The following is a 24,964-nucleotide window of genomic DNA, read 5'->3' as shown; positions in this document are numbered from 1 at the left end:
TCGCGCGGCGCGCGTGTTCGTCCCTCAGTAGGAGATCATCAATCGGACGGACGGCTTGTCGATGACCTGTCCTGTGATGAGCCGACTGTCGGGTGTGTCTGCGGGGTAAGCCGTGAGAACGGGTTCGGCGGTCCGGTCGCGGTCCCAGGCGCGGATCTGCTCGCACAGACGCTCTGCGAGGTCGACGCCGTCCGAGCCGTAGCCGACCGCCGCCCCGAGTCTAAACCTGGACTCGGCGCCTCCTCCTTCGGCGAGGGGCCGCAGGGTGAGGTAGGCCAAAGAACCGCCCTGGACCAGGGCCGGGCTGAGTGCGGGAACGGCGGGCCGGCGCAGACCTCCGTCGATCGCGGCGGGCTTGACGGTGATGCGGCAGGTGCCCGGCTCCGTCGCGGTCAGACGCAGCCACACCCCGTCGAACGGGTCCTCGGGACCGACTGTCGCCTCGCTCCAGGCGCACGTCCCAGGTTGTGCGATGGCGCCACGCAGGGCCAGCGGGACGATGGGCTGGTCGGCATCCCAGTAGATCTTGATGAGCCGGTCGGCGTCGATATGGCCCTCGCGCTCTCCGTCCTGTCCGATCATGGGGAGGAAGCCGCAGGTTTTGACGGAGTCTGACCGCATCCGGTCCTTGTCGCGAATGAAGGCCACGCTGCGGGTGAGGCCTCGCCAGCGCAGCGGAAGCACGAGCCGGCCGCCGATGGCGAGCTGGTCCCACCAGGCGGCGGGCAGGTCCCATACGCCGACCGTTGCGATCATGCGGTCGAAGGGTGCGTGTTCTCTTGCGCCGAGCGCGCCGTCTCGCGTGATGACCCGCACGTCTCCGTATCCGGCGGCGTCGAGCATAGTGCGGGCGTGTGCGGCCACGTCGATGAGACCCCGCTGGAGTACCGCCGTGTTCTTCCACGCCTCCGCAACGATTGATCGCCTGCCACGCCTACGGGTACAGCTCGATGACTTCGACGAGGCTCTCAGCATCGACCAGTGACGGTCCGGTAGTAGCCGGCGCCGAGGAGGACGCCGTTCCAGGACACCCAGATCCACTGCTGTAGGCCGTGGCCGCAGTCGAGGAGGATCACCTCCAGGCGGCGCCCCTGCGCATCGACGAACAGCATCCGATCAGGGTATTTTCCTGGTCAAACGCGCATGGCTGGCGATGGTTTGACGCGGGAGCCCGGTCCGGGGTTTACGTCCACAACCGGACCACCCAAGGTGGCGTCTGAGTAGCTGGTTGGCGACCATCGACCACTACGGTCACCGGCATGCGACTACGCCACATCCCAACCTTCGCCGTTGCTGCGTCCGCTGCGGCGGTTCTCCTGCCGGCCTTGCCCGCCGAGGCCGCCCCCACGGTCCGGATCCGGCAGGTGTACTACAACTCCCCCGGCACCGACACCCGCTCCAACTCCAGCCTCAACGGTGAGTGGATCCAGATCGGCAACTACGGCACCACCGCCCGGTCGCTGAGGGGCTGGAAGATCCGCGACAGGACCGGTTACACCTACACGTTCGGCACGTACACCCTCGGAGCGAAGAAGATCGTCACGGTGCGCACCGGGAAGGGCACGAACACCACGTACACGAAGTACTGGGGACGCACCAGCTACGTGTGGAACAACACCGGCGACGCCGCCTATCTGCGGAACTCGGCGGGGACTCTGATCGACTCGTGCTCTTGGGGCAGTTCCGGTTCCTACAAGTGGTGCTGATCTGCTGCCAGACCGGCGGGAGCTGGCAGGAACCTGGCAGATAGCCCGACCTACGGCTCTCTAGGGCCTTCTAGCGACATGCGATACGGCCAAACGCCCCACCTCCCCCATGCTGGGAGGTGGGGCGTCTCGCTGTTCCAGATATGGCTTCCTCGGTAGATCAACAATCGAATGGTCCTGATCTACAGTCATCTGGACACAGCGCTGCGACACAGGAGGACGTGTGCAGGTACGGGTGCTCGGAACAGTTCAGGTCACCTCCGACAACGGCGACGTCATCGACATCGGGCAGCGAAAAGTGCGGCAACTCATCGCGGTGTTGGCGCTGGCGGCGCGACCGGTGCCTTCCGACGAACTCGAGGCCATGCTGTGGGTGACAGCGGACACGCACAGCAAATTCTCAGCGCTCACCAACACGGTAAGTAGAGCCCGCAAAGTACTGCCTGAAGGCCGGCTCACCCGTGACAGCTCCGGGTACCGGCTCGTCCTCGACCAGGAGGGTGACGTCCTTGATGTGCAGCGGTTCCGTGAACTGGTAGCCCAGGCCCGATCAGTCCGCGAAGCCGACGCCCACAAGGCTGCGGACCTGTACGGGCAAGCCCTCGGCCTGTGGCGAAACCCTCGCCTGCCCGATCTGCCAGATGCCCCCGCTGGTCGCAGGCACGCAGAACGACTCACCATCGAGCGGCGCAACGCTGTCGAAGCGTGGACGGAGGTACGGCTGGCGCTCGGTCACCACGAGGAGGTAGCGCAGGAGCTCACGGGCTTTCTGGCGGATGACCCACTCAATGAGTACCTGTGGCTGCCGTTGATCCTGGCGCTCTACCGGGCCGGTCGTAAGGGCGCCGCGCTCCAAGCCTACGAAGACGCGTGGACCACGTACCTCACGGAGGTAGGTGCCGAGCCGGCCCTGTCGCTGCAGGGAATGGCGGAGCGGATCGCAGCAAATGACGATTCGCTTCGGTGGAGTTCGGAGCAGCCTGTGCATGAGAGCCGGGCGATCATCGCTGGCTCGGACATCACCCAGGTTTCTTCAGCTCGCGTCTACAACTTCCTGCTCGGCGGCACGGATAACTTCCCGGTCGACCAAGCGGTCGTCGAGCACATCATGAAAGCCGCACCGGATCTGAAGGACGGTGCGCGAGACACCAGAGCGTTCCTCCGCAAGAGCGTCCGGCTCCTCGCTGAGCGCGGCATCCGGCAGTTCATCGATATCGGCGCTGGCCTGCCGACGTCGGGAAGCGTCCACGAGGTCGCTCATGAGGTCGATCCCGACTGCCGGGTCCTGTACGTCGACATCGATCCGATCGTCGTCGCGCATGGCCGGGCGCTCCTTGAGGACACCCGGAACGTTGACACGATGATCGGCGACCTACTCGAGCCCGACGCAATCTTCGCCGCCCCTCAAACTCGACGGCTCATCAACCCGGCTGAAGCGACCGGCGTGCTGATGTTCCACGTCTTGCACTTCATGCCCGCCGACACCGTGCATGAGGCACTTGAGAAGTACCGGGCGTGGATGGCCCCTGGGAGCGCTCTGGCGATCTCGCACATCAGCCGCGACGGCAGCGTCCCGGAAGCGTTGAAGGCGATCCAGGAGATCAGCGCGCGTACGGGCATTCCAACGTATACGAGGTCCGGACCCGAGATCGAAGCGCTGTTCACTGGGACACATCTGCTAGCACCGCTGGATGACCCGCGGAACTGGCAGGCCAAGGAGGGCGAGCGCGAGGACAAGCGGGCGGTGCACATCCTCGCGAGCATTGGTGAGTTGACAGGCTAGGCATGCTCATCGCATGGGCGAAAAGTCATCCGTCAGTGATGTTCCTGGTGACGTGCCAGGTGACGTAAAAGTGACGCGCTCTCCTCTAAGGTCATTTCTGAGTCGCGGTGGTGGCCCAGGTTGGGTGGTTTCGGCATCCTCGGGTCCCTGCGCCACCGCCGGAGACCCTACGCAGCGGTCGCTGGGGATGAGGTCTGTTCGGCTGGCCAGATTCGGGCACCGACGTTCCACGGGTAGAGGTGCGAGCTGGAAGTCCATCGTGCGCGCCGGAAGCCGGCGCGTACTTCCATGGTCCGGGTTCCGTCCGCCCGGGCCAGTGCCCGGAGTGCCGTAGCACCAAGAGGGCCGACCCGGGCCGGTTTCCCGGGTGGTGCCGTCTCGCCACTCGGCGCGTGAAATGACCTCGGGCCACCACGCCCGCGATCCGGTGCCGGAGCGCCATTGGTCCATCCAGGAGCAGATCCGGTCGATCGCATCGGCCTGCCCGGGCACGGTGATCCCGCGCCTCATGCAGGTGGACAGCAGCGCGAGCGGGCCGGCGATGCCGTGCGCCATTCCGAAGTTGCCGTGACCACCGGGCGAGATGGGCGAGGGCCGAAGTTCGGGGCCGTCGTCGGACCACCAGCCCGGCAAGACGTCGCCGTCAGCCTTCAGGGGCTTCGTGAGGCGCACGAGGTAGGTCAGCACGTCGCGCAGCAGATCGCCGCAGTTGCTCTGACGCTGCAGGAGATACACGCCGAGCCCGGTGATTCCGCTGATGAGGTCGAACTCGCGCAGCTGGGACCCAACGGTGGCCGTGTCGAGGACTTCGCTCGCGAATGGCTTTCAGGGCGCCTACCTAAGCCCCGGCTTCCCGAACGAATGCAAGCTCGGCTTGAACAGCGTGCTCGACTGCGGCTGGCGAGCGAAGGACATGGCCTTCACCCCGAAAGGTAAGCAGTCCGGCTCGGGAGCCGAGAGCCTTGGCGAAGGTTCGGGATTCATGGACTGGGGTGACGGGGTCGTCCTCGCCGTGGAGGACAAGCGTCGGCCGGGAGATCCGGTTCGCGTGTCTGAGTGCGGACCGTTCCCGATAGATCGCCTCGTCAGCGGGCCAGGGCCCGATGAGCTCGTCAGCATGGTGGGCTTGGAACTTGGGTGCGGCATCGCGCCACGTGGCTGGGTCGATGACGGGGCACCGAGCGATACCGGCGACGAAGACGTCGGTGAGGATGAGCGATCGTAGGGCGGTGTAGCCGCCGGCGCTGGCACCCCAGATCACCAGGCGATCAGGGTCGGCCCGGCCGGTGGCGGTGAGATAGGCGGCGGCGTCGGCGCAGTCGAGAGCATCGAAGATTCCCCACTGGCCTTGGAGAGCTTGGCGGTAGGAGCGGCCGTACCCGGTGCTGCCGCGATAGTCGATCTCGGCGACGGCGAATCCGCGGCTGGTGAAGTACTGGGTGTGCCAGTCGAGCCGCTGCGGGAAGTTGGCGGTCGGGCCGGGGTGTGCCTTGACGATGAGCGGCGGCGCCTCGGTGCCGGAAGGCTCGGTGGGCGGGTAGTACAGGCCGTACGCGTGCTGACCATCGCGGGTGGAGAACGTGAACGGCTCCGGGATCGAGATCTGCCGTGGGGGGACGCCGGGATCTGTCACGGCGAGGGGCTCGACCTGGCCGGAGTCCACGTCGACCAGAACGACGGCCGGGCTCTGGGTCGGGCTGGACGCGATCATGGCGACCTTGGAGCCGTGGCCGGAAAGGTAGGGCTTGATCGAGGTGTACGGGAGGTCCATTGAGCGGACCGCGCCGTCCTCGAGAACCTCGAGTTGCTGGCGCCCTCCGCGCTGGGCGATGACGGCGACCCTGTCCCGGTCGAGGAAGGCATAGGTGGAGTAGCCCAACTCCCACTGGGCGACGCCAAGCTCGGCGTCCTGAAGCAGGACGGGGGTGACTTCTCCGTGCCGCCAGGCGTACAGGTTCCACCAGCCGGAGCGGTCGGAGACGAAGTGCAGCGTTCCGTCCCGGCTCCACTCGGGCTGGAAGATCGATTCCTCCGATCCACCGGCGATGAGGGTCGGCCCGCCGAGCCGTCCGTCAGCGCTGAGCTCGGCGATGAACAGCCAGGTCGCGTCCCATGGCATGGACGGGGCGTTCCAGCAGGTCCACGCGAGCCATCGGCCGTCCGGGCTGGGCCTGGGGAAGGAGTAGAAGTCCCAGCCGGACGCGATCGTCCGCACCGTGCCCTGCCCGTCGGCCGGGATCGCCACGAGCTCGTTGACCACGCCGCCGACCTCGTGACGTTCTCGGACGCAGATGAGCAGTGACCTGTCCGGTGTCAGCCGCAGGTCGGCGTAGCGGTGCGTTCCTGGCGAATCCGGCTCCGCTGTCACCGGCACGGGCTTGGCCTCGGCGGTGAGCCGGTAGATCCGCTGGTCGTCGGCGTTGCAGAACCACACACTGTCGCCGGCGGTGAGGTAGGCGCCGCCGCCGTACTCGTGGACGTACGACGCGACGTCCATGTCCGCCGGGACGGCCTCACGCACGCCTTGATCAGGAGCCCGCTGAACCAGCACGTCGCGGCCGTCGGGCCGGCTCTCGATCCAGAAGACGGTGTCCCCGATCATCTGGACCGCGTCGTAGGTCGTGCTGACCCGCGCGACGAGTTCGGCGGGGATGCCGGTCACGAAGCGGCCTCCAGATAGGCGCGGGCTCGCTGGTCGAGTTCTTCTTCCGCGGTGTGGTGGCCCGCGTTCCTCAGAAGATCCCGCATACGGCGGACTCTGCGCAGGCCGGAGGCCGAGCCGCGCGCGGCGAAGACGTCCAGGGCGGTGGCGGCCTTGAACAACGCCTCGTCGGGATCCCCGGCATCGAGGTGGGCTTGGGCGAGGCCGATGGTGAGCTGGGCGCCTCGGCGCTCGTGGCCGGTCGGCAGTTGCGCCAGTCCCTCCGTGAAGGCGCTGATCGCCTCAGCGGGCCGGCCGAGCCGCAGGTGACATTGCCCGCGGTGGCCGGCGAGCGCGGTGCGGTCGAAGTTGTACATCCACGGCTCTCGTTCATCCGCGGCGTCCAGATGGTCACGCGCCCGATTCAGCAACTCGGGCACCTCGTCGTGTCGGTGGTGGACGAGCGCGGCGGCGCTGGCCGGCTGAGGGGTGCTCTGGGCGGCATACAACTGCACACATACGAAACCCCGGCGACCTGCGTTCGGGCTAGTCAGCCGGGGTTCTCACTGATCATCTTGGGTGCCCCCGGCAGGTTCGAACCTTCGGCACACGGTTGAGGAAACCATTTACAGTGCCGCCTTCCCGTCGGTGCGGGATGGTGTTCGCTAAGCACCGGAAATCAATCCCCCCATAGTTCCCTGGATCAGGGCCCAGTCGCGGATGGTCTGGGCGGTCTCCTCGGTGAGGTCGGAGTCGGCCAAGTGCGTGGGGTCGAGCCAGCGGTGGCTGTCGTGCTCCTCGGACAACACGAGCGGCCGACCGTCGTGGGGAACCGCGAAGGTGTACTGACGGGCTTTGCGCCCGGAGCCGGAGATGTAGTCGAAGGAGGCGACGAAGTCGGGGTCGACGGTCAGCGGGCCGGTCCGGCCGATCTCTTCGGCAAGCTCTCGGGCGAGGGCGGTGAGGAGGTCTTCACCGTCGTCGACGCCTCCGGAGGGGAGTTTCTCGATGCCCGGCAAGAACTTGTCCGTGGCGGACCGCCGAAGGATGAGTACGAGGCCCTGGTGATGGATGACGGCGCCGACCACGAGTTTCTGGATTCCGTCGCGGTCGGCGTCGTCACGTAGGCGCTGATCAAGGTCGTGGTCGGTCACCTTGCGAGGGTAGCCGCGGTGACTGATGTGAGGGCCTCGTTCAACGCAGCGGCTGCCGTGTCGATGTAGGCCCGGCTCTCCGGGCTGTCGTCGGCGGGGACAGCGATGCGCAGCGAGGACGTCGCCAGATCCTCGCTCACTGTCAGGTCACATCGGACGAAGGAGGTCTCGTAGGTGGTGACCGGGGATCTGGGCGCGGCGAAGATCGGGTAGGTGTGCAGCGGCCGCATCGACTCGCACGTCTCGAACTCGCCGCAACCGCGCTGGCGGAGTGCATGGAGCAGGTTGTCGCGCGTGAACCCGGAAGTGGCCGGGTCGATGGTGAACACGAAGGCGTAGAAGGTCGCGAGCCGGTCCGGCCTTGTAGGAGTGAGCACGCTGATCCCTGGCAGCCCGGCGAGGACACTTTCAAGGTAAGCGGCGTGCTGGTCCCTGCAGGTCAGCCAGCTGTCCAGGCGGCTGAGGTAGACCTCGGCCATCGCCAGTCCGAGCGGGTGGGCGCGATATTTGAGGCCGAGTCCGGTCTCGGCGAACCGGTGCAGCGGCGACTCTTCCCGTACCTCCGTGATAGCTCGCTTGTTGAAGTGGCCGAGGAGTGTCGCCTTCTCGTACACCTCCCGCTGGCCGGTGGTGAGGATGCCACCCTCGCCTGCGGTAATGGTCTTGCGGCCCTGGAGGCTCCAGCACGCGGCGTCCGCAAGCTCCCCGACACTGACCCCGTCCCGGGCGGCTCCGTGGGCGTGGGAGCAGTCCTCGATCAGCGCAAGGCCGTGGTGATCGCACCACGCGCGGAGCCGCCGGGTGGCCTGCGGGTTGCCCCACATGTGCGTGACCACGAGAGCCTTTGTCTTATTGGTCACCAGGGGCGTCGCCCGCTCCAGATCCAGCTCACCGTGACGATCGACGTCGGCCAGAACCGGCACGGCGCCGAGCTGCAGGAGCGGCATGGCGGTGGCGAAGAAGGTGTAGTCCTGCACGATCACCTCATCGCCCGGGCCGATCCCCAGCGCGTAGTACGCCGAATGCAGGGCTGCGGTACCCGAGGAGGTGAGCAGCGCATGCTTGGCCTGGTGGCGGGCGGCGAAAGCGTCCTCGAACCGGGAGATGATCCCGGACCGGTCGTAAATGGAGATGTCGGTGTGCAGTTGCCGGAGCACCGCAGCCCGTACATCGTCGTCGATGGGCGGCCATGGGAGGGTCATGATGCGAGTCCTTCCAGGACGGCGGTGCACGAAGCGTCGACGGATGTGACAGGTGCAGGGCGTTCCAGTTGCAGTGAGGTGTAGGCGGCCTCCATCAAGGCGGTCGCCTGCACTCCGATCCGGGCCTCGGCGGCAGTCACGAGGGGGTCGCTAAGAGTTCGGGCGTGGTAGCCGAGCATCCGTGCCCATGGGTTGTCAGTGGCCGTTAGCTCGACTCCGTGGGTGAGATCTCCGGTTTCAGTGACCCGAATCTCGGCGCGATGGCCGTCGATGGTCATGCGGCCGTGGTTGGTGACCAGGTCGAGTTCCTCGGCCCAGTCGTCGCAGCGTGAGAGATATACCGTGCCTGTACACCCGTCGGCGTGAGTGATCGTCAGATGCGCGCTCTCCTCCCACCTCGACGGCGGCCCGATGCGCTGGCGAAGCCGTGGTGACGGCGTAGACCGCTGCGGGGTGGCCAGCCAGACGGGAGATGAGGTCGAAGGCGTGGTAGCCGAGATCGAGAATCGCGCCCCCGCCCGCACGCTGCCGAGAGGCGCGCCATGTGGCCGAATAGTCGCTGGTCTGACGGGTGATGCGGATCCGGTAGGACAACAGTTGCCCCCAGTCCTGCAACCGCTGAATCGCGATCTGGTGCAGATGACTGTGCGGCCGGTGCGCGAGCACCCTGACCCCAGGATGCGCCAGGGTCGCGAGTTGTACGGCATCGTTCAACGTAAGCGCGTACGGCTTCTCTTTCCACACCGCGATTCCGGCGTCGGCCAGACGCAACGTGAGCGACTGATGCTCATCGTGAGGGCAGGCCAAGATCGCCACCTCATATGATCCAGCAGCCAGGGCGTCGCCGAGATCGCCGTACACCTCGACGCCCACGGGGAGCAGGCCCCTCTGTGCCAGATCACCCACCTGGGCCGCTGTGGTCGAAGCAGGGTCGCAGATCGCTGTCACCCGCAGTGGGACGGCCGCCTCTTGAAGGGCGGGCAGCAGCACATCGGTGGTGCGGCTTCCGACGCCGACCACCAGTAGCCGGGATGTCTGACTCTCGGTCATAAGGACTCCTCGGGGGCTCGTCTTCTCCCGAGGGGACCGCGGACGCCACGGGTGAAGCCACGCTTAGGCGCCCTCACTCATGTTTCATTCATGCCTTCACGCCCGTTCTGGGAGAGGATTGCCGCATGGACTCCGCAGCCGGCGACAACACCACCGAGTCCGAGCTGTCGTTCGGCGCCGAGCTCACCCGGTGGCGCGAGCACCGCCGCATGTCCAAGAAACAGCTCGCCGTCGCCATGGGGTTCGATCCGTCGTACGTCAGCCACGTCGAAGCGGGCCGGTACTCGGCCAGTGAAGACTTCGCCCGTAAAGCCGAGACGGTGCTGAGCGCGGGCGGAGCCCTCTGGCGGGCCTGGCGTAGTGACTCATCAGCCCGCGTCACCGGTCCGTCCGCGCAGAGTGCTGACGGACTGGTCGTTGAGGACGACTACGCGGAGCTTCGCTACGACGGGACGGCATATCGGGCGACGCAACGACGGCGGTTGTTCAACGGCGGCACTGAGCCGGTCACCCGCTATCTCATGCGCATCAGCGTCGACCGCTATCCGGGACAGCCCGAACGTTCCAACGCTCTCTACCGGGTGCGGCCGCTCACCTGGGATGAGCTCGGTCTGACTGCGACCTGCGATGGCGAGTCGATGGCTTGGCGGTCCAAACAGGACCGCGACTCGTTCAAAGAGGCGTGGCTGTGCTTTGAGAACGACCGTGGCCGGTTCCCGCTCTACCCCGGCCAGCACGCCACGCTGGTCTACTCGTACGTCGTTGACGATGACCGGTGGGGGCCATGGTTCCAGCGCGCTGTACGGCTGCCCACCCGGCGCCTGTCGGTGGATCTCGTCTTCCCAGCCGACCTGGACCCGGTCGTGTGGGGAACCGAGACCTCGACCACAGCGGAAGCCGTCCCGTTGCGCACTCTGATCACCCGTACCGATCGGGAGGACGAAGCCGTGTTCTCCTGGGCCACCGACGACCCGCCGATGGGTGCCCGCTACCGGCTCGAATGGCGATTCCGCGCCCGTGACAGTGATGCGGGGCAGAGCCGGCCGGAGCTCCGTACGGCCAGCGATCGTATGAAAGCCGCCGGCATTGTCCAGGAAGGCGAGCCGGTCCTGTCCATGGTGGCGCGTCCGTTCGATCTCCCGGCGGAGACAGAGGAGGCTTGTGACGTCGTCGACAAGCTCTTCGCCGCCATGCAGCGTGTCCGCGAGCATCACGTGTTCGGCAAAGGCATGGGCCTGGCCGCCCCGCAGATCGGCATCGACCGTGCCGCTGCCGTAGTTGCCCCGCCAGACCCTGACGCCGAACCGATCGTCCTGCTCAACCCGCGCGTGGTCACCGAGTCACCCGAAACCGACGAGCAGTACGAAGGTTGCCTCAGCTTCTTCGACGTACGCGGTCTGGTCCCGAGGCCGCTCCGGCTGGAGGTCGAGCACACCCGCGTCGACGGCCGACAGGTGATCACCGTCCTCGAAGCCGGCCTCGCACGGCTGATCGGGCACGAGATCGACCATCTGTACGGACGCCTATACACCGACCGTATGCGCGAAGGCGTGAAGCCCATCCCCGTCGAGGAGTACCGAGGCACCGGCCAAGCCTGGACCTACCGCTGACAGCCACAGCGATCGTGCATCGTGTTTCCCGAGATCGCGCCGTTCGCCCGTACGGCCACGCGCCTTCATCCGCGGCCATGGACGCCGGGCGTGACGTAGTCCGCCGGCAAAGCCGCGGCGCGGGCTGGCGGCCACCTCACAGGGAAGCAGCTCGCTGGCCCGCGTCGGGTGCGGGTCAGGCCAGCAGCCGGTGACGTTACGGCGGCCTTCGACAAGCGCCAGGGGGATCCATTTACTTCTCCACGCTGATCAAGTACGGCAGCACGCGGTACAGGACCGTTGCCGCGTGCCAGGCTGCGACGGCTTGGTAGTCATCGTTCTTGTCCGGGCTCGCGTCGTCAGAGATTCCGCGAATCACCATCCAGTTCTGGGAGCGGTCGGAGATCGCCGATTGCTCATGGCAAGCCTGGCTGAGGCCTCCTGCCTCCATGTCAACGGCGAGGATCTTGTCGTTGAAACGGGACAGGTAGGCCACGATCTCAGAGTCACGGTCGGCGATCACCGCATCCCCCGAGCCGATGGGTCCGCTGAAGACCCTTGGTGTCCTCGATGTGCCGCCGGGGTCGGTGATGGAAAAGCGCGCCGGCTCACCGTGTTCGGTGAAGAAGCTGTTAACGGCGTGGCCCACGGCTGCTGGCGCTTCTTTCTCCTCGCCCCGGTGCTGAGTATGTTGCGGAAGCTCCTTGCGCAGGTCGTAGTGGACGACGCGGGTCGCCACCACCACATCACCGATGCCGATCTTCGGGTGGATCCCTCCGCCGATGCCCACGAGCACGACCAGTTGGGGGTCGTGGTGCCGACGCAGGTGGTCGAACGCGATCACAGCGGACCGCTGGCCCTGGGTAAGTGTCCGCGTGGCCACGACCTTCACGGGCCTATCGCCCGGCACGTCTACCTCTCCGAGGTCGAAGTCCAAGCCCTCGACGCGTTCCCGCCGCAGGCCCAGGGCCAACCGGACCGCGTTGGCCTCAACGCTGAGAATCGTGATGATTCCAACGTCGGCTCTGGACGGGTGGTCATCCTGCTCGGCTCTCTGGTCCGTGCCGGTCACCTGATTCACAGTTGCCCCTCGCCCGACTGCCGACTGCCGGATCTGGGTGGAACCCCCGAAGGTGGCAACGCCCTCGTTGTGCACTTTGCCTGGTTGCATGCTTACTCGCCTTCCTATTGCGTTGCGCCCGCTTGGGGCTGTACTGCGATCTGGACCTGCGAGCCGGGGCCGACCGCCGTGTGGCTCATCTCTAGGCGTCCGCCCATGTTCAGTACGCCGCTGTTGTTGATGATGTTGGTCGCCTTCTCCTTGAAGACCGACGTGTCCACCCGGCAGCCGTCCAGGAAATCCTCGGTCGCCTTGAGCAGGCGCTGCTCGACGAGCTTGATGTCGTCATGCACGCGCGTCTCGTCGAACCGGGAGTCCTTCCACGACAGGGACTTGTCCTCGCGAACGCTGATCCGGCTGCCGATGAGGACCCGTCGACGCGGAGCCAGAGTGCGATCTCTTCCCGCTCTTCCCGCGATAAAGGCACGTCCCAGGGTCGGGAGCAGCCCGCAGAGCCGAACGACCTGGGCGGTCTCCTCGGGAAGCCTCCACAGAGCACGCAAAGCCGCGCGAACGATCGCTCCGGGGCCGCTCTCACCGAAAAGGTCCGTCACGTGATACTCAAACGGCGTACGGGTCAGCGCGCAGGCTGCAAAGTCCAAACTTAGCGAGCGACCGCGGACCGTGGCCCGGAGGAAGACGGTGGTCACCAGTTCGCCGGTCGTGCTGATCTGCATCTCCAGGAAATGGTGAGCAGCATGGTGAGGGTCATCGATGATCTGTCGTAACCATGCGGCTCCCGGTCGGCTCGCGAGAAGGTCACGTTCGACAGGAACGTCCCGTTCATCGATGAAGACGCGGTCTCTCACCCGCAGCGCCAGGCGTCGCGGATCCTCGGGCGCAGAGACGCGGCGCATGGCGCTGCGCAGATGGTCCACGAGCTCGTGAGTGCGGAACGGAGGCTCGTCATACTCGCGTTCCCGCATGTCCTCCTCGCCGGGGCTCAGCAGCTGGACCACCAGCGGAGGAAGCCAGCGATGCACCAGATGGCCGCTGCCCACGAAGATCGTCGGCTCTCGCTCGAAGGGGTCAAAGTCAACCCACCTCTCCTCCGCCTCCTTCGGCTCGGGACGGTGGTAAACGGCGACGGTGTGCGACTGCTGCTGGTCGATCACGTCTTCCCGCTGGCTGAGGGGGCGCCGTCTCAGGACAGGTGCGTGACCGACGTCGTTCAATGACATCTGTCGCAGCACTGCGGCTCCGACGGCAGCAAAGACGATCGGGCTCAGGAGGACTAACGCGGCACTCATACCCTCCGACGGCGACATTCCCGCCCAGCTTGCCGACACCACCGAGGTCATGAGGAGGACGAGGCACACCGCGGAGCCGATTCGCACCACCCAGAGCTGACGTCGTAAGTGGTCCTCCTCCTTGATGCTCTGGAGCTCCCGCCACTTGCGTTTGAGCAGCCGATCGGCCAGCTCGCGCTCCTTCAGCCGTAAGGCGTCGGGGACGGCACCGAGAACGCCGCGCGCGACGAAGAACAGCCCAAGCCAACACAGCACAGTCACAAGAACGGATCGACTGACAAGGCATCCGCCGACCAGCACGAGAAAAACGACCCCTTGCTGTGAGGCGTCCAGCAGCCAAGAACGCCACGCGTGACCTACGACTGGGACCAGGTCGAATCCGTAAGACGGCGCGACCCGGTGGTACGGATCGCTGTACACACGGCGTAGGACCATGCTGCGGAAGGCCCGGTCGAGGTAGACCCCGGCGCAAAGGTGCCTGGTCGCTGCCGTGTCGCGATTGGCCTGGTCGTCGGGGGGTTTCGTCAACGATACCGGTGAGCCGTTCAGGGAGGTTGGAGCAGTGATCATGTTGCCCCCACACAGGAATCGATTTAGGTCGCTCCGACCTTAAGTCGCTTTCGGCTTTAAGGTCAATGTAACTTTTAAGATGGTCTTATGATCAACAAGACTGAACGGCGCGAGCACGCACAGGTCGAAGTGACCGTTGACCTGGTCATCTTCACCGTGCGTGATGACCAGCTTCATGTACTTCTCATAGAACGTGGTCAGGAACCCTTCGCGGACTGGCCCGCTCTGCCCGGCGGATACGTCCGCGTCGGAGAGCATCTGGACGGGGCGGCGCTGCGGGAATTGCAGGAGGAGACCGGCGTGGACGGCAGCCGACTGCACCTGGAGCAGTTCCGCACGTACGGGGATCCAGAACGGGATCCTCGCGGCCGGGTCATCACCGTGGCCTATTTGGCCCTCAGCCCCGACCTGCCGATCGCCCGAGCCGGCACAGACGCCCGCGCCGCCGACTGGGTGCCGGTGGAAGCGGTGCTGGACGGCCAGATCGCTCTGGCTTTTGACCATGTCCTGATCCTGCGCGAAGCATTGGAGCGCGCACGATCGCAACTCGAATACACGACGATTGCCGCCGCGTTCTGCACAGAGCCGTTCACCGTGGCCGAACTACGTCGGGTCTACGAGGTCGTCTGGGGGTTCAAGCTGGATCCGAGCAACTTTCGGCGCAAGGTGACCAGAGCACACGGTTTCCTGCGGCCCACCGGAGAACACCGCTCCCCGGAGATCGGCCGCCCCGCCGCGCTATACCGCTGCGGAGCCGCACGGCTGCTGTCACCGCCATTGCTGCGCTCGAGTGATGTCGCCGACGCGCAGTTCACCACGCCCGCACTTCGCTGAACCGACTGCTTGACTGGCATCTCTGCGACGCCACTATGTCGCCTCTGTGGACAGGTGGCCGTGTGGCCACGACGATTCCTACGGCTCGATTCACCATCGTCCGGTCGTGCGAACGGGAACGCCCCGAGAAGGTGAGCGCCTGCTCGGCCATGCCGGGCGTGCCGCGGACCTGCCTGGGCGTGCCCGCGGGTACGGCGACGACGTCGGCTCCCATCCCCCACGTCCGAGTCGGGGCACCGAGAGCAGCACGTCGAAGTCACCCTGACTGAGGCGGACGCGGACGAATAGTGGTTTCTCCTCGTAGCAGTGGAGCTGAGCCGTAGACCAAAGGCTAGCCGGCTCGGTACCTCAGCCATGTCTGACCTGCGGCAACGTTCCGCCTACGTCTTATTCGCAGACGGATCGGCCCATTCTGAGCCAGGTATTCGGCGAAGAGTGTTCTGATCGCGATAAGACCGGTGACGGCGTTGGTGGGTGCGGCCCACCAGCCGGGCAGCCCCGAAACGAGCCGTTCAGCCTTGGCCGGGGAATGCCCTGATTCGATGAGCCGGGCGGCGAACAATGCCGCTTCTACCCATGCGGCCCCTCCGCGCGGCCTATCTTGGCCTACCGGTTGGGCCGCGTTGCACAGGGACGGCTATGTAATCACCGGCTGGTACTCCTCGGCGGTCTCGGGTGCGGTGGATTCGCCATCCGACCCGGACCACGACCCCTCGGATACCAATGGCGGCACTTCTCAAACACAGGCTCAATGAAATTGGGCTTGATCAGGGACATCGAAGCAACCCCTGTCAGAGGGCGAACATCAGAGCGGCGCTGATGAGGACGACGACCGCGGTGGCGAAGTGGATGCCGAAGGCGACCGGCTTAGTACCGCCGTGGCGCAACACGATCAGCGTGTCGCCGAGCGGAACGATGGCGACGGCGAGCATGTACCAGCCCACGGCATGGGCGCTCGCGAAGGCGATCAGAGCCAGGCCGAGGATCCCGAAGGTGAGGTCGCGCAGGCCCTTGATAGTGAGGTAGGCGGGGTCGCCGTCGTCTTTCGCGGGGACGCCGTAGCCGGCGGCGGAGGCGCGGGGCGCCATGAGGAAGCGCAGACCGATGAAGACGACGAACAGGGTCAGTACGACGGCCAGGCCGTAGGCGAGGGGGCTGAGCATGATCCGACTCCAGAAATCTAGCGCCGCTAGGGATGTTGTCAACACTAACATAGCGTCGACAGTTGTGCGAGCAGCGCTAGAATCTGAGTCATGTCGATCCAGACGCGGCGTGAGCGCGAGCGGGCAGAGCGGGGACGGTTGATCATCACGGCGGCCCGGGAGCTGGCCGAGGCCGAGGGGTGGGACGCGGTGACCACGCGACGGCTGGCCACCGAGATCGAGTACAGCCAGCCGGTCCTGTACAGCCACTTCAAGGGCAAGGACGCGATCATGGCGGCGGTCGCGGTAGAGGGATTCGCCGACCTGGCCGCGCGGCTGCGCGCGGCCCGCACGAAGGCACAGGATCCCGGGCAGGCCCTCACGGACGTCGCCGCCGCCTACGCCGAGTTCGCCGAGCAGCGCCCGCACTGTACGAGGCGATGTTCATCCGGGCCGTAGACCTCCCGTTCGCCACGCCCGAGGCACCTGCGGCCCTGCAAGAGGCCTTCACCCTTCACCGAGCTGCGGGAGACGGTCCGGCCGACTACCGGGGACGACGATCTGGAGACGTTCACCGAGACGTTCTGGAGCGGCTTGCACGGTCTGCTCACCCTCATGAGCAATGGCAGGCTCCGCCGCGAGGACCACGAACAGCGACTCGAGATCCTCCTCAGCCGCTTCTCCCACTGATCCGGGAACACGGAAAGCCCGCCAAAGCGCTCTGAGAGCGACAGTGACCCGTTCGAGATCGAGTCGCACGAGCCGGGCTCCGAGCCGCAGGCATTGCTCACCGACCGCGCCCGGCAACACCGATCCGAGGCGACCATGGACAGCCGCCAACGCACCCCGAGCACCGTACACCTCGCCACAGGCCCTGTGACCAGGGTGGTTGTTACTGAAAAGCGGAAGGTCGGCGGTTCGACCCCGCCCCGCCCACACCTCCACCCAGGATGCTCCCGCCGCAGCTCACACGGCAAGCCCTGGTGAACGTCCGCGCCCAGAGCGCACACAGCCGAGCGAGAGGCGACCACAGCTGATCACTGATCTTTGACCGGGACGGCGTCACATTCAGGACGACCTACGTGAGTACGCCCCTGGCATAGATCTTCTTGGCCGGTCCGTCACTCGCACGGCCCATTGCCCGGAGTGGGAGTGTTCCAGGACGGAAGCCCGGCGAGGTCGGCCGTGCCGGCAACGAAAACCTTGCCCATGTAGAAGCGCTGATAGGCGTTGCAGTCGACGAGACCGAACCTTTCAGAGCCCGTACGGATATCCGCTGTGATCTGAAGCGGCCTCTCGCCCTCGCGTGGGATGAACTGCGTATCCGCTTTACCGTCGACGATCAGGTCGAACCGGTAGCGGTACTCGCAGTAGCTCTTGTAGGTGCGGGCGGACAACCGGAAGGTGACCTGGTCCTCGTGATTCAAGGTGTATTTCCGGTCGGCGAAATAGTCGCCGTAGAAGTGCGGAGGGCCGTCATTGGAGTCCGGTTTCACCTTCTGGGCGAACGGTGATGGGCTGTCAAGGTCGAATCCCAGTTGTACGTTGTCGCTTGCACCTTGCGGAGGATTGTAGAAATAGGTGCCGTTGAGTGGTTTGCGGCACTGCGTAACCGCTCGGATGCCGGTGATCCGTACGACCTTAGGGCGGTTGCCTTCGGCTTCGATCTCAACGGTCGACAGGGTCGGTTCGACCGCCCCGGCCGCTCTCATCACGGGGTCGGCCTCATCGGCGAGAGCCCCGCCGACCTTATCGACGTTGGCGTTGAGTCGGACCAGCGCGGCGGGATCGACGGGGTGTGCCATGACCCAACTGTGATCAAGTCGCCGGGGCACCATGGTCAGCTTGGTCACCTTGAGCGGCTCGCCAGTGGGTGTGCGTACAGGGCTCGCCGAGGCCGCTCCAGTGCCGGCCTTCGCATCTTTGTCGCTGGTGATGCGGCTCGCTATGACCGCGGCAGGGATGCTCAGGACGACGCTCACCAGTGCGATGGTGAGCGGGTGGGTCAGGAAACGCTTGCTGCGCAGCCAACGCCTGGGTTCCTCCGCCTGCCGCGATGATGATTGCTGCGACGAGGAGGACTCGCTGGAATTCGAATTCGTCGACCGATTATTCGCCTCGTCTGCCGGGTTCGCCAACGCTTCCCTTTCTCGGCCTTGACGTGCTGTACACCCCGTGCCATCAATGATGGAACACTAGCCATCGCGAACGAGAAGAACCAGTGACCGCCGATTCATCGTGACCGAAAGAGGCCAAGTGCTGCTGCCCCTCCACCGCTTCGCATGGTGCGTGACCTTGGCGGTTACGGCTTCCGCGTGCAGCGGTTCGGACCCGGCGACGGGCGGCAGGACATCCCGGGCGCCGTCGAAGCCGCCTGCGGCGGCCACTCCGAGAGTGCAGTTGGTCAGCATTAACAAGGAGGACGTGGCGCTCCAACTCCGGCAGAAGCTGCAGTTCGCCCGGGTGTCCGGACTGGCGGACCCCGCGGTGACCGAGAAGGTCAACGCACGGCTGCGCGGCGCAGCGGAGGAACTGCTTGAGGATCTCGAGCAGGACCTGGCCGAGGTGGGCGATCCGGCAGCCGCAGACGTGACCTCGAGAACGACGATGATGCGGTCGCACGCGACGGTCGGCCTGGTCAACCCACGTATGGTCGCGGTCCGCTACAGGTTCTCCGTCAACGGGGCCGATTTTGGTGCCGTCCCGGCACGAGCCTGGTCAGTCGCGATCCTTGACGTGACCACAGGCGACGATCTGACCACGAGGGACCTGCTGGCTCCGAGAGTCCGCACCGCCCAGGGCGCGAGTGACTTCCAGAAGCTGCTGGCACGCTTCAGCCCAGGTAGGCGGCTGTGCGAAGACGCTCCGAACGGCACACGCGGTTTCACCGCCGAGGAGATCACGCGGGAGAAGGGCGCACTGGTCAGCATCTTCCCGACGGCCAAGGGTGTCGAGTTCACCCTCGGCCTGGCGAAGATCGGCTATCCCATGGTCTGCGGCGGCCGGACCGTCACGATCGGCTACACGGACCTCAAGGGCTTCCTCGGGCCGGCCCTGCCGTCCTGATGCTGTCGATGCCTTGAGGCCTGGCAAGGTGAGCAAGGCGGCAGGCATGACCGTGATCGCGGTAACCACCACCCACGCCGAACGCGAACTGCACCAAGCGGATCTGGTGCTTTCCTCCCTGTACGAGGTCGCGGACGCCTTGTCGCGTCCCCTGTGATCAGGCCAGTGCGAGGAACTTTCTGGTCGTCGCCACCGCGCTGGTGAGTGCGCCGGTGACCACAGCGGCTACGTCAAGGGCACCGGCCTGGGCCATGTTCGCCGCGCGGCCGGTGGTGACCTCGATACCGGTGGCCCCCCTTGTGGAGGCGATCGCGGCGAGGGCCCGATCCGGTGTGTATCCGCAACCGGCCGCCAAGTGGGTCAGCGGAGCCAGCAACCCAGCGCGCATGACCTGCTGGGTCGAGCCGTCCGCCTCGGCGTGCAGCGCCGCGCTCGCCGCGTGCAGCGCCGCGCCTCCGCCCTCGAGGTATCCCCGTTCCACCAGCGGAGGGACCAGGTCCTTTGCGCGGGTCAGGAGGCCTCGGCTTCGACGGAGACAAGGTCGACCCCGCCGATGTCGTACGGGTCGCACTCGACGGTGTCGAGGCGGGCAGGCTCGAAGTTCTCGTCGACGACTGGAGTGCCATGATCAAGTCTCTCCTCGGCGAAATGCCGATAAGCCTCGGCCGTGCCCTCCAGCAGGAGCCCGAACAGCCATTGAGCGCCGTCGGCGTCCTCTTCGTCGTCATCCGGGACGTGGACGTCGCCGCACCTCCATGCGGAGTCCGCGCGCTCCCGCCACAGGCACACGGTGGCCCGCGGAAGCCCGTTGTGGTCCGCGAAAGCGGGCTCATCCACGTACTGGCGGAAGACCTCCGGGACCGACTCGAACAGCCCTGGCCAAGGCGCCGGCGGCGAGACGCGGTATGCGCTTATCGGTGACTCGTGGTTGCACGCCTGCGCATAGACCCCGGCTTCGGAGAACACGATTGCGTAGTCGTCGCCGCTCCCATTCCTCATCGAGGCCATCTCGTCGGACGGTGACCAGCGGGAGTCATACGAGTAGTAGCGCCACTCCCACTCGGGGCTCAGGACAGTGTCCAGCATCGCCATGGCCTTCGACCGGGCGCGCACAGTCTCGATGTCAGGCAGCTGTTCGATCACTTCATAGACGGACACGAGACAATACAAGCGGAGACCAGTGACAACACGTACACCAGATCGGCTGGTTTCGCCGCAACCATTCCGGCCATCCCGGTGTGCTCACCGATAGCGGGCTCACCGATCTGCCTGGACATTGCCGATGAGTGTCGCTACAAGCAGTCTGCCTTCTGGCAATCCGAGACGGGCTGGCACCAGGTCGATTACCACGATTGGGGCGTTCGACTGCGCCGCAGCAGCACAAGCCCAATCTCGCTGGTGATGGGACCACCTCCGGCCGCCGGCGCCGCGCCTCCGTGAAGGCGCGCCGAGCGGCCGTCGCCAGCGCTACGGCGAGATCGTCCGACACAACCGGGAGGCTCCCACGAAATCGAAAGCGAAGAGATGTCCACGCCGTTCTGACGGAGGGGCTCGTTAGGTTCTGGTGGCATGACCCGTACGACCCCGCCGCGCCCGGTGGACATCGCGGCCGTGTTTCCCGAGATCGCGCCGTTCGCCCGTACGGCCACGCGCCTTCATCCGCGGCCCGGGACGCCGGGCGTACGTGACAGCTCGGTCGGCGGACCTCTGCTCTGGCCCTCCGGCGAGCCGTGGCCGGTGTGCACTGAGCCGCACGAGAACGAGGGTGATTTCGTCCGCTTGGACGCCGAGCGGCGCCGCAGACGCCTCCTGTCGGCGGCCTGGGGACGGACACGCAGAGGAGAGCGGTCCGCCTTCACGCCCGAGGAACATGACGAGCTCCGCCGCCTCGATGGCGAGACCGCCGACCCCGATACGCCGACCACGATGCTCGCCGTCGCCCAGCTCTACCTCCGAGACGTACCTGACCTGGTCGGTCCGCCTGGAGCCGATGTCCTCCAGATCCTCTGGTGCCCGCGCGACCACGACTACATCCACTGCCCCGCGCTGGAGCTGCGCTGGCGGCGTTCGGCCGAGGTAACCGACGTCCTCGCCGAGCAGCCCGAGCCCGAGGTGATGGAGTACGAGTACCTCCCCAACCCCTGCGTCCTGCATCCCGAACAGTTCGTCGAGTACCCCTACGATGACTTTCTGCCGGGTGATCTGAGGGAGCGGATCAGGGCGTGGGAGAAGTCCAGCGGGAACCGGTACTTCTACGAACTGTCGATCGCCGATGGCTGGAAGGTCGGCGGCTACGCCGCCTGGAACCTCACCGACCCCATGCCGATGGTCTGCGACTGTGGAGCCGACATGGAACTGCTGCTGAGGATCGACAGCAGCGAATGGGACGGGACGCAGAGCTGGCGGCCCATCGAGGACGCAGGGCCTGAGAGCGAGTTCCACGAGCATCCGAGCCGATCGACTCCCACTGAGATCGTCATCGGCCGCGGTTACTCACTGTGGGTCTTCACCTGTCCGATCTCGTTCGACCACCCGCACCGACTGAGCATGCAGTAGGTGCGTGGCGGCGCCTGATCCGCTGTCATCAACATTGAGAAGACTGGAGGCCACCGTTGCCCACGCTGTATGACTTCGAGGCCTGGGAGCCGTTGTTGAGGGTTCTGCGGGCGGGTGACGCGAAGGCACTCGCCGCCCCGGGTGGGCACTTGTCGGGCCGGATCGGCCACGGTTCGTGGAGTGTACCGACGCCGCCGCGGCTCCCGCCGCCCGGCCGGGCCCTGCAGGTCGAGGACATGCAGGACGAGTGGGATGCGGTGAAGCGGGTGCAGAGCGCGCTCACCGACGCCGGTGTCGATGACATCTCGTTCGCCGTGGAGATGGGGCCGACCGGGCGGACCGTGCTCCGCCTGTTCACTCGCAGCCCAGCCGTGGAGACCGGCCTCGGGCCGCACCCGGGCTCGCTCATCCTGGTCGAGGGCTCCGTACCGGAGCCCTGGCGCCGGCTTCCCGACCCGGTAGCCGGGGCGGTCGCCGCTCGGTCGGCGGATCCGGCACTGCTGGAGCGGACGCTTCGGGAGCGGATCCCAGACGCGATCGGCGCCACCGAGGCGGAGATCGCCGCCGCGGAGGCACGCCTCGGCGTCGCGTTGCCCGACGAGCTCAAGGCGCTCTACCGGGTCACAAGGGGGCGATGGGAGGACTGGGGTGAGGACTACGCGGCTGTGGAGCGCGTCGTCGAGGCGGTCGGCTGTGAGCTCTTCCCGCTCGACGAGATGTACATCGCCGATACGGCGTCCCGTCCGTGCCCGTGGCGGTTCGCGGCGAAGGAAGCGGTCGTCACCCCACCTGAGGCCGCGGTGCAGGGGGTGGTCGGCTCACCCGGCTGGATCGCCTTCGGCGACAACGGAGGCGGCGACCGGATCGCGGTCGACCTGACACCGGGCCCGCGCGGACACCTGGGGCAGATCATCATGCTCAGCCACGAGCAGAGCATCGGCGCCGACCTGCTCGCCGACTCCCTCACCGACCTGGTGGTGAACCGGTGCGAGGGCCTGGACTCCGGCCTTAGGAGCGACGAGGCGCCGGTCGTGGCCAGGGTCAACCGAGTGAGCCTGCCGAGCATCCAGGCCGCCGCCCACCCTGAGCTGGAGGTCCTCAGCATCGGCGTCTTGGAGGGCGATCCGCTCAGCCTCGCCCCCGTCATCGAACTGCCCCGGCTGCGGACCCTCAGCGCCTACCCCGGCACGCTCGCCGACCCGCTCGAGATCGCCCAACTGACCGGGCTGGAGTTCCTGGAGCTCGGGCCGCAGGAGTGGCGCGTCCTCCTGGACGCCGGAGCCGTCCCGCGCAGCCTCTCGGCGGCCGCCATCGAGGTGCACGGCAATCAACACCCGCTTCCGATCGTGGCCATTGCCAACGAAATCCTCGCCATCTGGGACCGCCCCCCGATCACCCTGACCATCCTCGAAGGCGATCTCGACCCCATGGCGTAGTCAGTCTGGCGATGGCGAACGTCGACAGCGCCGCGCCGGCTCTCCGGACACCCGGGCACGATCGGCCGCCGTACCGCCGACTTTGACGACGCTTTCTGGCGGCCGACCAGGCCGGCATCGTCACTCGGTCGTTTCCGTCCTGTGGCTCGGGGCGGATGGCCGGTCCAGGAGTCTGGCCGAGACGTGCTCATGGGCGAGCAGGCGGAGTGCCGCGATGAGCCTTTCGCCGAGGATCGTCCCGATCACCACGCTCTCGGCGATCTGATCGGGATCCGGTCGGGAGGCGACCGCCGTGACCTCTCGTTCGGCGAACCGCTCAGCGGCGTCCGCGTAGGTGTCCAGTTGGTCGGCCAGGTCCTCCCGGCCGAGCGAGTGCAGGACCGCGATGGTCTCGACCAACGTGGCGATGGCGGGCGCGTCCGGCTCGACCGCCCACCCGCGCTTCTCGATGAATTCGCGCACCTGAGCTTCGGCGGCACCGCGCGCCCCGTCGTCGGCAGCCGGCTGTGGAGCCGGGGTGACGGCGCGGTGGACCGCGCCGATCCGGCCGCGCAGGGACAGGCTGTCGGAATCGAGTGATTCCAGTACGTCTCTGACGCGCGCCACGGGGAGGTGCGCCAGGTCGATCAACGCCCGGACCAGTTGCAGCCTGCGCAGGTGCGCATCGGTGTAATTCGCCTGGTTGGGGCTGGTCAGCTCGCCGGACGGCAGCAGCCCCTCCCGCAGATAGAACTTGATCGTCGGTACCGAGACACCCGACCGCCGGCTCAGCTCTCCGATACGCATCCTTGCCGTCCTCTCATATGGAGAGTATAACTATCCATAAAGCGGATAGTGTGACTATCCATTCTGAATCGGAGGAACATGATCTACCTGCTCCTCGGCGGCGCACTGCTGTGCTTCCGCCTCTTGGGCGCGCTCGGTGTACGGCGGTTCGCGAGCTGGTCCGTCAGTGCAGCGCATGCGCTGGCGGTCATGCTCGTCGTCACGGCGAGCGCGCACTTCGTTCCAGCGAGCGTGACCGTGATGCCCGACCACGCCGACCTCGTGCGGATGGTGCCCCCGATCGTGCCGTTCGCCGACGCGATGGTGTACCTGACGGGGGTCCTCGAACTCCTGGGGGCGGCGGGCCTGGTCGTGACCACGACGCGCTGGGTGGCCGGGGTGGGCCTCGTCGCTCTGTTCGTCCTGCTGCTCCCGGCGAATATCTACGCATCCATCGCCGACGTTCCCTTCCACGGGGGAGAGCCGACCCCGCTCTGGCTGCGTATCCCCGAACAGGCTCTCTACGTCGGAATCGCGGTCTGGGTGGTCCGATCGTCCAACGGCGCAGCGGCCCGGCGCCTTCTGCACCGGCCGCGCACCGGTCCCGCATGGCCGGTATCGGCATCCCGGTAGTCCTCGCCAACCTGATCAAGAGAGATCGCCATGAAGACGCTTGCCCTCAGCACCGAGTCCAGGATGATCGCCGGAGCCGTACTCCTGACGATCGTCACCATCGAGGTCGGCGGCTGGTTCATGACCCGGATCGTCCGCGGCAACGTGCCGATGACCGACTTCCAGCGGTCCTTCGCGCGCGCCGGGCACGGCCACGCCGGAGTCCTCGTGCTGCTCAGCCTGATCGGCCTGCTCTACGCGGACGCCACCGGCCTGACCGGGGTCCCGCTGTGGATCGCCCGGCTGGGCGTGCCCGTGGCCGCGATCCTGATGTCCGGCGGATTCTTCGCCGCTTCCACCGGCCGAGGCACCACCGCGCCCAACCGGTTCATCTGGATCGTATGGATCGGCGCGCTCTCCCTGGCGGCGGGCGTGCTCAGCCTCGGCATCGGCCTGCTGACCGCCTGACGTAGGAGACCGACGCCTTC

General features: G+C 66.5%; 25 protein-coding genes. 10 read left to right on the top strand and 15 right to left on the bottom strand.

The features are described from left to right. Positions 1-24: 24 nt before the first annotated feature. Together HKK74_RS14175 and HKK74_RS14170 are read right to left on the bottom strand one after the other, a co-directional pair. Positions 25-975, bottom strand: coding sequence for a class I SAM-dependent methyltransferase (locus HKK74_RS14175; RefSeq protein ID WP_187243661.1), 951 nt, complete (start codon positions 973-975; stop codon positions 25-27). After that, the gene (locus tag HKK74_RS14170; protein WP_187243660.1) at positions 969-1,112 is read right to left on the bottom strand and encodes a hypothetical protein; all 144 of its coding nucleotides are present in this window, start codon (positions 1,110-1,112) and stop codon (positions 969-971) included. Before HKK74_RS14170 ends, HKK74_RS14175 begins: the two co-directional genes overlap by 7 nt. Positions 1,113-1,259: 147 nt before the next feature. On the opposite strand from HKK74_RS14170, the gene HKK74_RS14165 reads away from it, so the two are divergent. Both HKK74_RS14165 and HKK74_RS14160 read left to right on the top strand, forming a co-directional pair. Beyond that, positions 1,260-1,706 (top strand): lamin tail domain-containing protein, encoded by a 447-nt coding sequence (locus HKK74_RS14165; protein ID WP_187243659.1) that lies wholly within the window; start codon positions 1,260-1,262, stop codon positions 1,704-1,706. Positions 1,707-1,929: 223 nt separating this feature from the next. Further along, a complete protein-coding gene (locus tag HKK74_RS14160; protein WP_187243658.1) occupies positions 1,930-3,489 on the top strand; it encodes an SAM-dependent methyltransferase in 1,560 nt (519 codons plus the stop codon). 6 nt (positions 3,490-3,495) lie between these two features. Here the strand turns inward: HKK74_RS14160 and HKK74_RS14155 are convergent, their stop codons facing one another. From HKK74_RS14155 to HKK74_RS14130, 6 genes are all read right to left on the bottom strand, one after another. Further along, on the bottom strand, positions 3,496-4,224 hold the full coding sequence (locus HKK74_RS14155; protein ID WP_312881479.1) for a lanthionine synthetase LanC family protein: 729 nt from the start codon (positions 4,222-4,224) through the stop codon (positions 3,496-3,498). 103 nt (positions 4,225-4,327) lie between these two features. Further along, on the bottom strand, positions 4,328-6,151 hold the full coding sequence (locus HKK74_RS41405) for a S9 family peptidase (protein ID WP_187243657.1): 1,824 nt from the start codon (positions 6,149-6,151) through the stop codon (positions 4,328-4,330). Then, positions 6,148-6,645, bottom strand: coding sequence for an NsdA family TPR-like regulatory protein (locus HKK74_RS14145; RefSeq protein ID WP_187243656.1), 498 nt, complete (start codon positions 6,643-6,645; stop codon positions 6,148-6,150). Before HKK74_RS14145 ends, HKK74_RS41405 begins: the two co-directional genes overlap by 4 nt. Before the next feature lie 150 nt (positions 6,646-6,795). Beyond that, a complete protein-coding gene (locus HKK74_RS14140) occupies positions 6,796-7,284 on the bottom strand; it encodes an NUDIX domain-containing protein (protein WP_187243655.1) in 489 nt (162 codons plus the stop codon). Then, entirely contained in the window at positions 7,281-8,486 is a 1,206-nt protein-coding gene (locus HKK74_RS14135; RefSeq protein ID WP_187243654.1) for a DegT/DnrJ/EryC1/StrS family aminotransferase, read from the bottom strand. Before HKK74_RS14135 ends, HKK74_RS14140 begins: the two co-directional genes overlap by 4 nt. Before the next feature lie 237 nt (positions 8,487-8,723). After that, positions 8,724-9,506, bottom strand: a complete 783-nt coding sequence (locus tag HKK74_RS14130) for a Gfo/Idh/MocA family protein (protein ID WP_187243653.1) — start codon at positions 9,504-9,506, stop codon at positions 8,724-8,726. Between the two features lie 155 nt (positions 9,507-9,661). On the opposite strand from HKK74_RS14130, the gene HKK74_RS14125 reads away from it, so the two are divergent. Continuing rightward, positions 9,662-11,146: a peptide deformylase gene (locus HKK74_RS14125; protein WP_187243652.1), complete on the top strand. Its 1,485-nt coding sequence runs from the start codon at positions 9,662-9,664 to the stop codon at positions 11,144-11,146. A gap of 232 nt (positions 11,147-11,378) precedes the next feature. On the opposite strand, the gene HKK74_RS14120 is transcribed toward HKK74_RS14125, so the two are convergent. Both HKK74_RS14120 and HKK74_RS14115 read right to left on the bottom strand, forming a co-directional pair. Beyond that, complete coding sequence (locus HKK74_RS14120; protein WP_312881478.1) at positions 11,379-12,281, bottom strand: 5'-methylthioadenosine/S-adenosylhomocysteine nucleosidase family protein; 903 nt, start codon at positions 12,279-12,281, stop codon at positions 11,379-11,381. A gap of 29 nt (positions 12,282-12,310) precedes the next feature. Then, entirely contained in the window at positions 12,311-14,065 is a 1,755-nt protein-coding gene (locus HKK74_RS14115; RefSeq protein WP_187243650.1) for an AbeC-like domain-containing protein, read from the bottom strand. 87 nt (positions 14,066-14,152) lie between these two features. On the opposite strand from HKK74_RS14115, the gene HKK74_RS14110 reads away from it, so the two are divergent. Then, positions 14,153-14,899 carry an NUDIX hydrolase gene (locus HKK74_RS14110; RefSeq protein ID WP_187243649.1) on the top strand — a complete coding sequence of 249 codons (747 nt, stop codon included), beginning with the start codon at positions 14,153-14,155 and terminating at the stop codon, positions 14,897-14,899. 791 nt (positions 14,900-15,690) lie between these two features. On the opposite strand, the gene HKK74_RS14105 is transcribed toward HKK74_RS14110, so the two are convergent. Beyond that, on the bottom strand, positions 15,691-16,062 hold the full coding sequence (locus HKK74_RS14105; protein WP_187243648.1) for a DUF4267 domain-containing protein: 372 nt from the start codon (positions 16,060-16,062) through the stop codon (positions 15,691-15,693). A 90-nt stretch (positions 16,063-16,152) separates the two neighbouring features. Here HKK74_RS14105 and HKK74_RS39885 point away from each other — a divergent pair, with 90 nt between their 5' ends. Continuing rightward, positions 16,153-16,500 carry a TetR/AcrR family transcriptional regulator gene (locus HKK74_RS39885; protein WP_246491547.1) on the top strand — a complete coding sequence of 116 codons (348 nt, stop codon included), beginning with the start codon at positions 16,153-16,155 and terminating at the stop codon, positions 16,498-16,500. Positions 16,501-17,162: 662 nt separating this feature from the next. On the opposite strand, the gene HKK74_RS14095 is transcribed toward HKK74_RS39885, so the two are convergent. Next, on the bottom strand, positions 17,163-18,023 hold the full coding sequence (locus HKK74_RS14095; protein ID WP_187243647.1) for a hypothetical protein: 861 nt from the start codon (positions 18,021-18,023) through the stop codon (positions 17,163-17,165). A 442-nt stretch (positions 18,024-18,465) separates the two neighbouring features. On the opposite strand from HKK74_RS14095, the gene HKK74_RS14090 reads away from it, so the two are divergent. Next, positions 18,466-19,107, top strand: coding sequence for a hypothetical protein (locus HKK74_RS14090; protein ID WP_187243646.1), 642 nt, complete (start codon positions 18,466-18,468; stop codon positions 19,105-19,107). Between the two features lie 157 nt (positions 19,108-19,264). Here HKK74_RS14090 and HKK74_RS14085 read toward each other — a convergent pair whose 3' ends face one another. Both HKK74_RS14085 and HKK74_RS14080 read right to left on the bottom strand, forming a co-directional pair. Further along, positions 19,265-19,588, bottom strand: coding sequence for a hypothetical protein (locus tag HKK74_RS14085; protein WP_187243645.1), 324 nt, complete (start codon positions 19,586-19,588; stop codon positions 19,265-19,267). A gap of 29 nt (positions 19,589-19,617) precedes the next feature. Continuing rightward, on the bottom strand, positions 19,618-20,250 hold the full coding sequence (locus HKK74_RS14080) for a hypothetical protein (RefSeq protein ID WP_187243644.1): 633 nt from the start codon (positions 20,248-20,250) through the stop codon (positions 19,618-19,620). Positions 20,251-20,676: 426 nt separating this feature from the next. On the opposite strand from HKK74_RS14080, the gene HKK74_RS14075 reads away from it, so the two are divergent. Continuing rightward, positions 20,677-21,663, top strand: coding sequence for a YwqG family protein (locus HKK74_RS14075; protein ID WP_187243643.1), 987 nt, complete (start codon positions 20,677-20,679; stop codon positions 21,661-21,663). A gap of 56 nt (positions 21,664-21,719) precedes the next feature. After that, complete coding sequence (locus HKK74_RS14070) at positions 21,720-23,099, top strand: SMI1/KNR4 family protein (protein ID WP_187243642.1); 1,380 nt, start codon at positions 21,720-21,722, stop codon at positions 23,097-23,099. 120 nt (positions 23,100-23,219) lie between these two features. Here HKK74_RS14070 and HKK74_RS14065 read toward each other — a convergent pair whose 3' ends face one another. Then, complete coding sequence (locus tag HKK74_RS14065) at positions 23,220-23,885, bottom strand: MerR family transcriptional regulator (RefSeq protein WP_187243641.1); 666 nt, start codon at positions 23,883-23,885, stop codon at positions 23,220-23,222. 78 nt (positions 23,886-23,963) lie between these two features. On the opposite strand from HKK74_RS14065, the gene HKK74_RS14060 reads away from it, so the two are divergent. Then, positions 23,964-24,497: a DoxX family protein gene (locus HKK74_RS14060; RefSeq protein WP_187243640.1), complete on the top strand. Its 534-nt coding sequence runs from the start codon at positions 23,964-23,966 to the stop codon at positions 24,495-24,497. 30 nt (positions 24,498-24,527) lie between these two features. After that, complete coding sequence (locus tag HKK74_RS14055; RefSeq protein ID WP_187243639.1) at positions 24,528-24,944, top strand: hypothetical protein; 417 nt, start codon at positions 24,528-24,530, stop codon at positions 24,942-24,944. The last annotated feature ends 20 nt before the right edge of the window (positions 24,945-24,964 follow it).

It is taken from the genome of Actinomadura alba, assembly GCF_014323705.1.
Lineage (GTDB): Bacteria > Actinomycetota > Actinomycetes > Streptosporangiales > Streptosporangiaceae > Actinomadura_C > Actinomadura_C alba.
The sequence above is the reverse complement of the archived record's forward strand: the minus strand, read 5'-3'. Positions and strand labels throughout refer to the sequence as shown.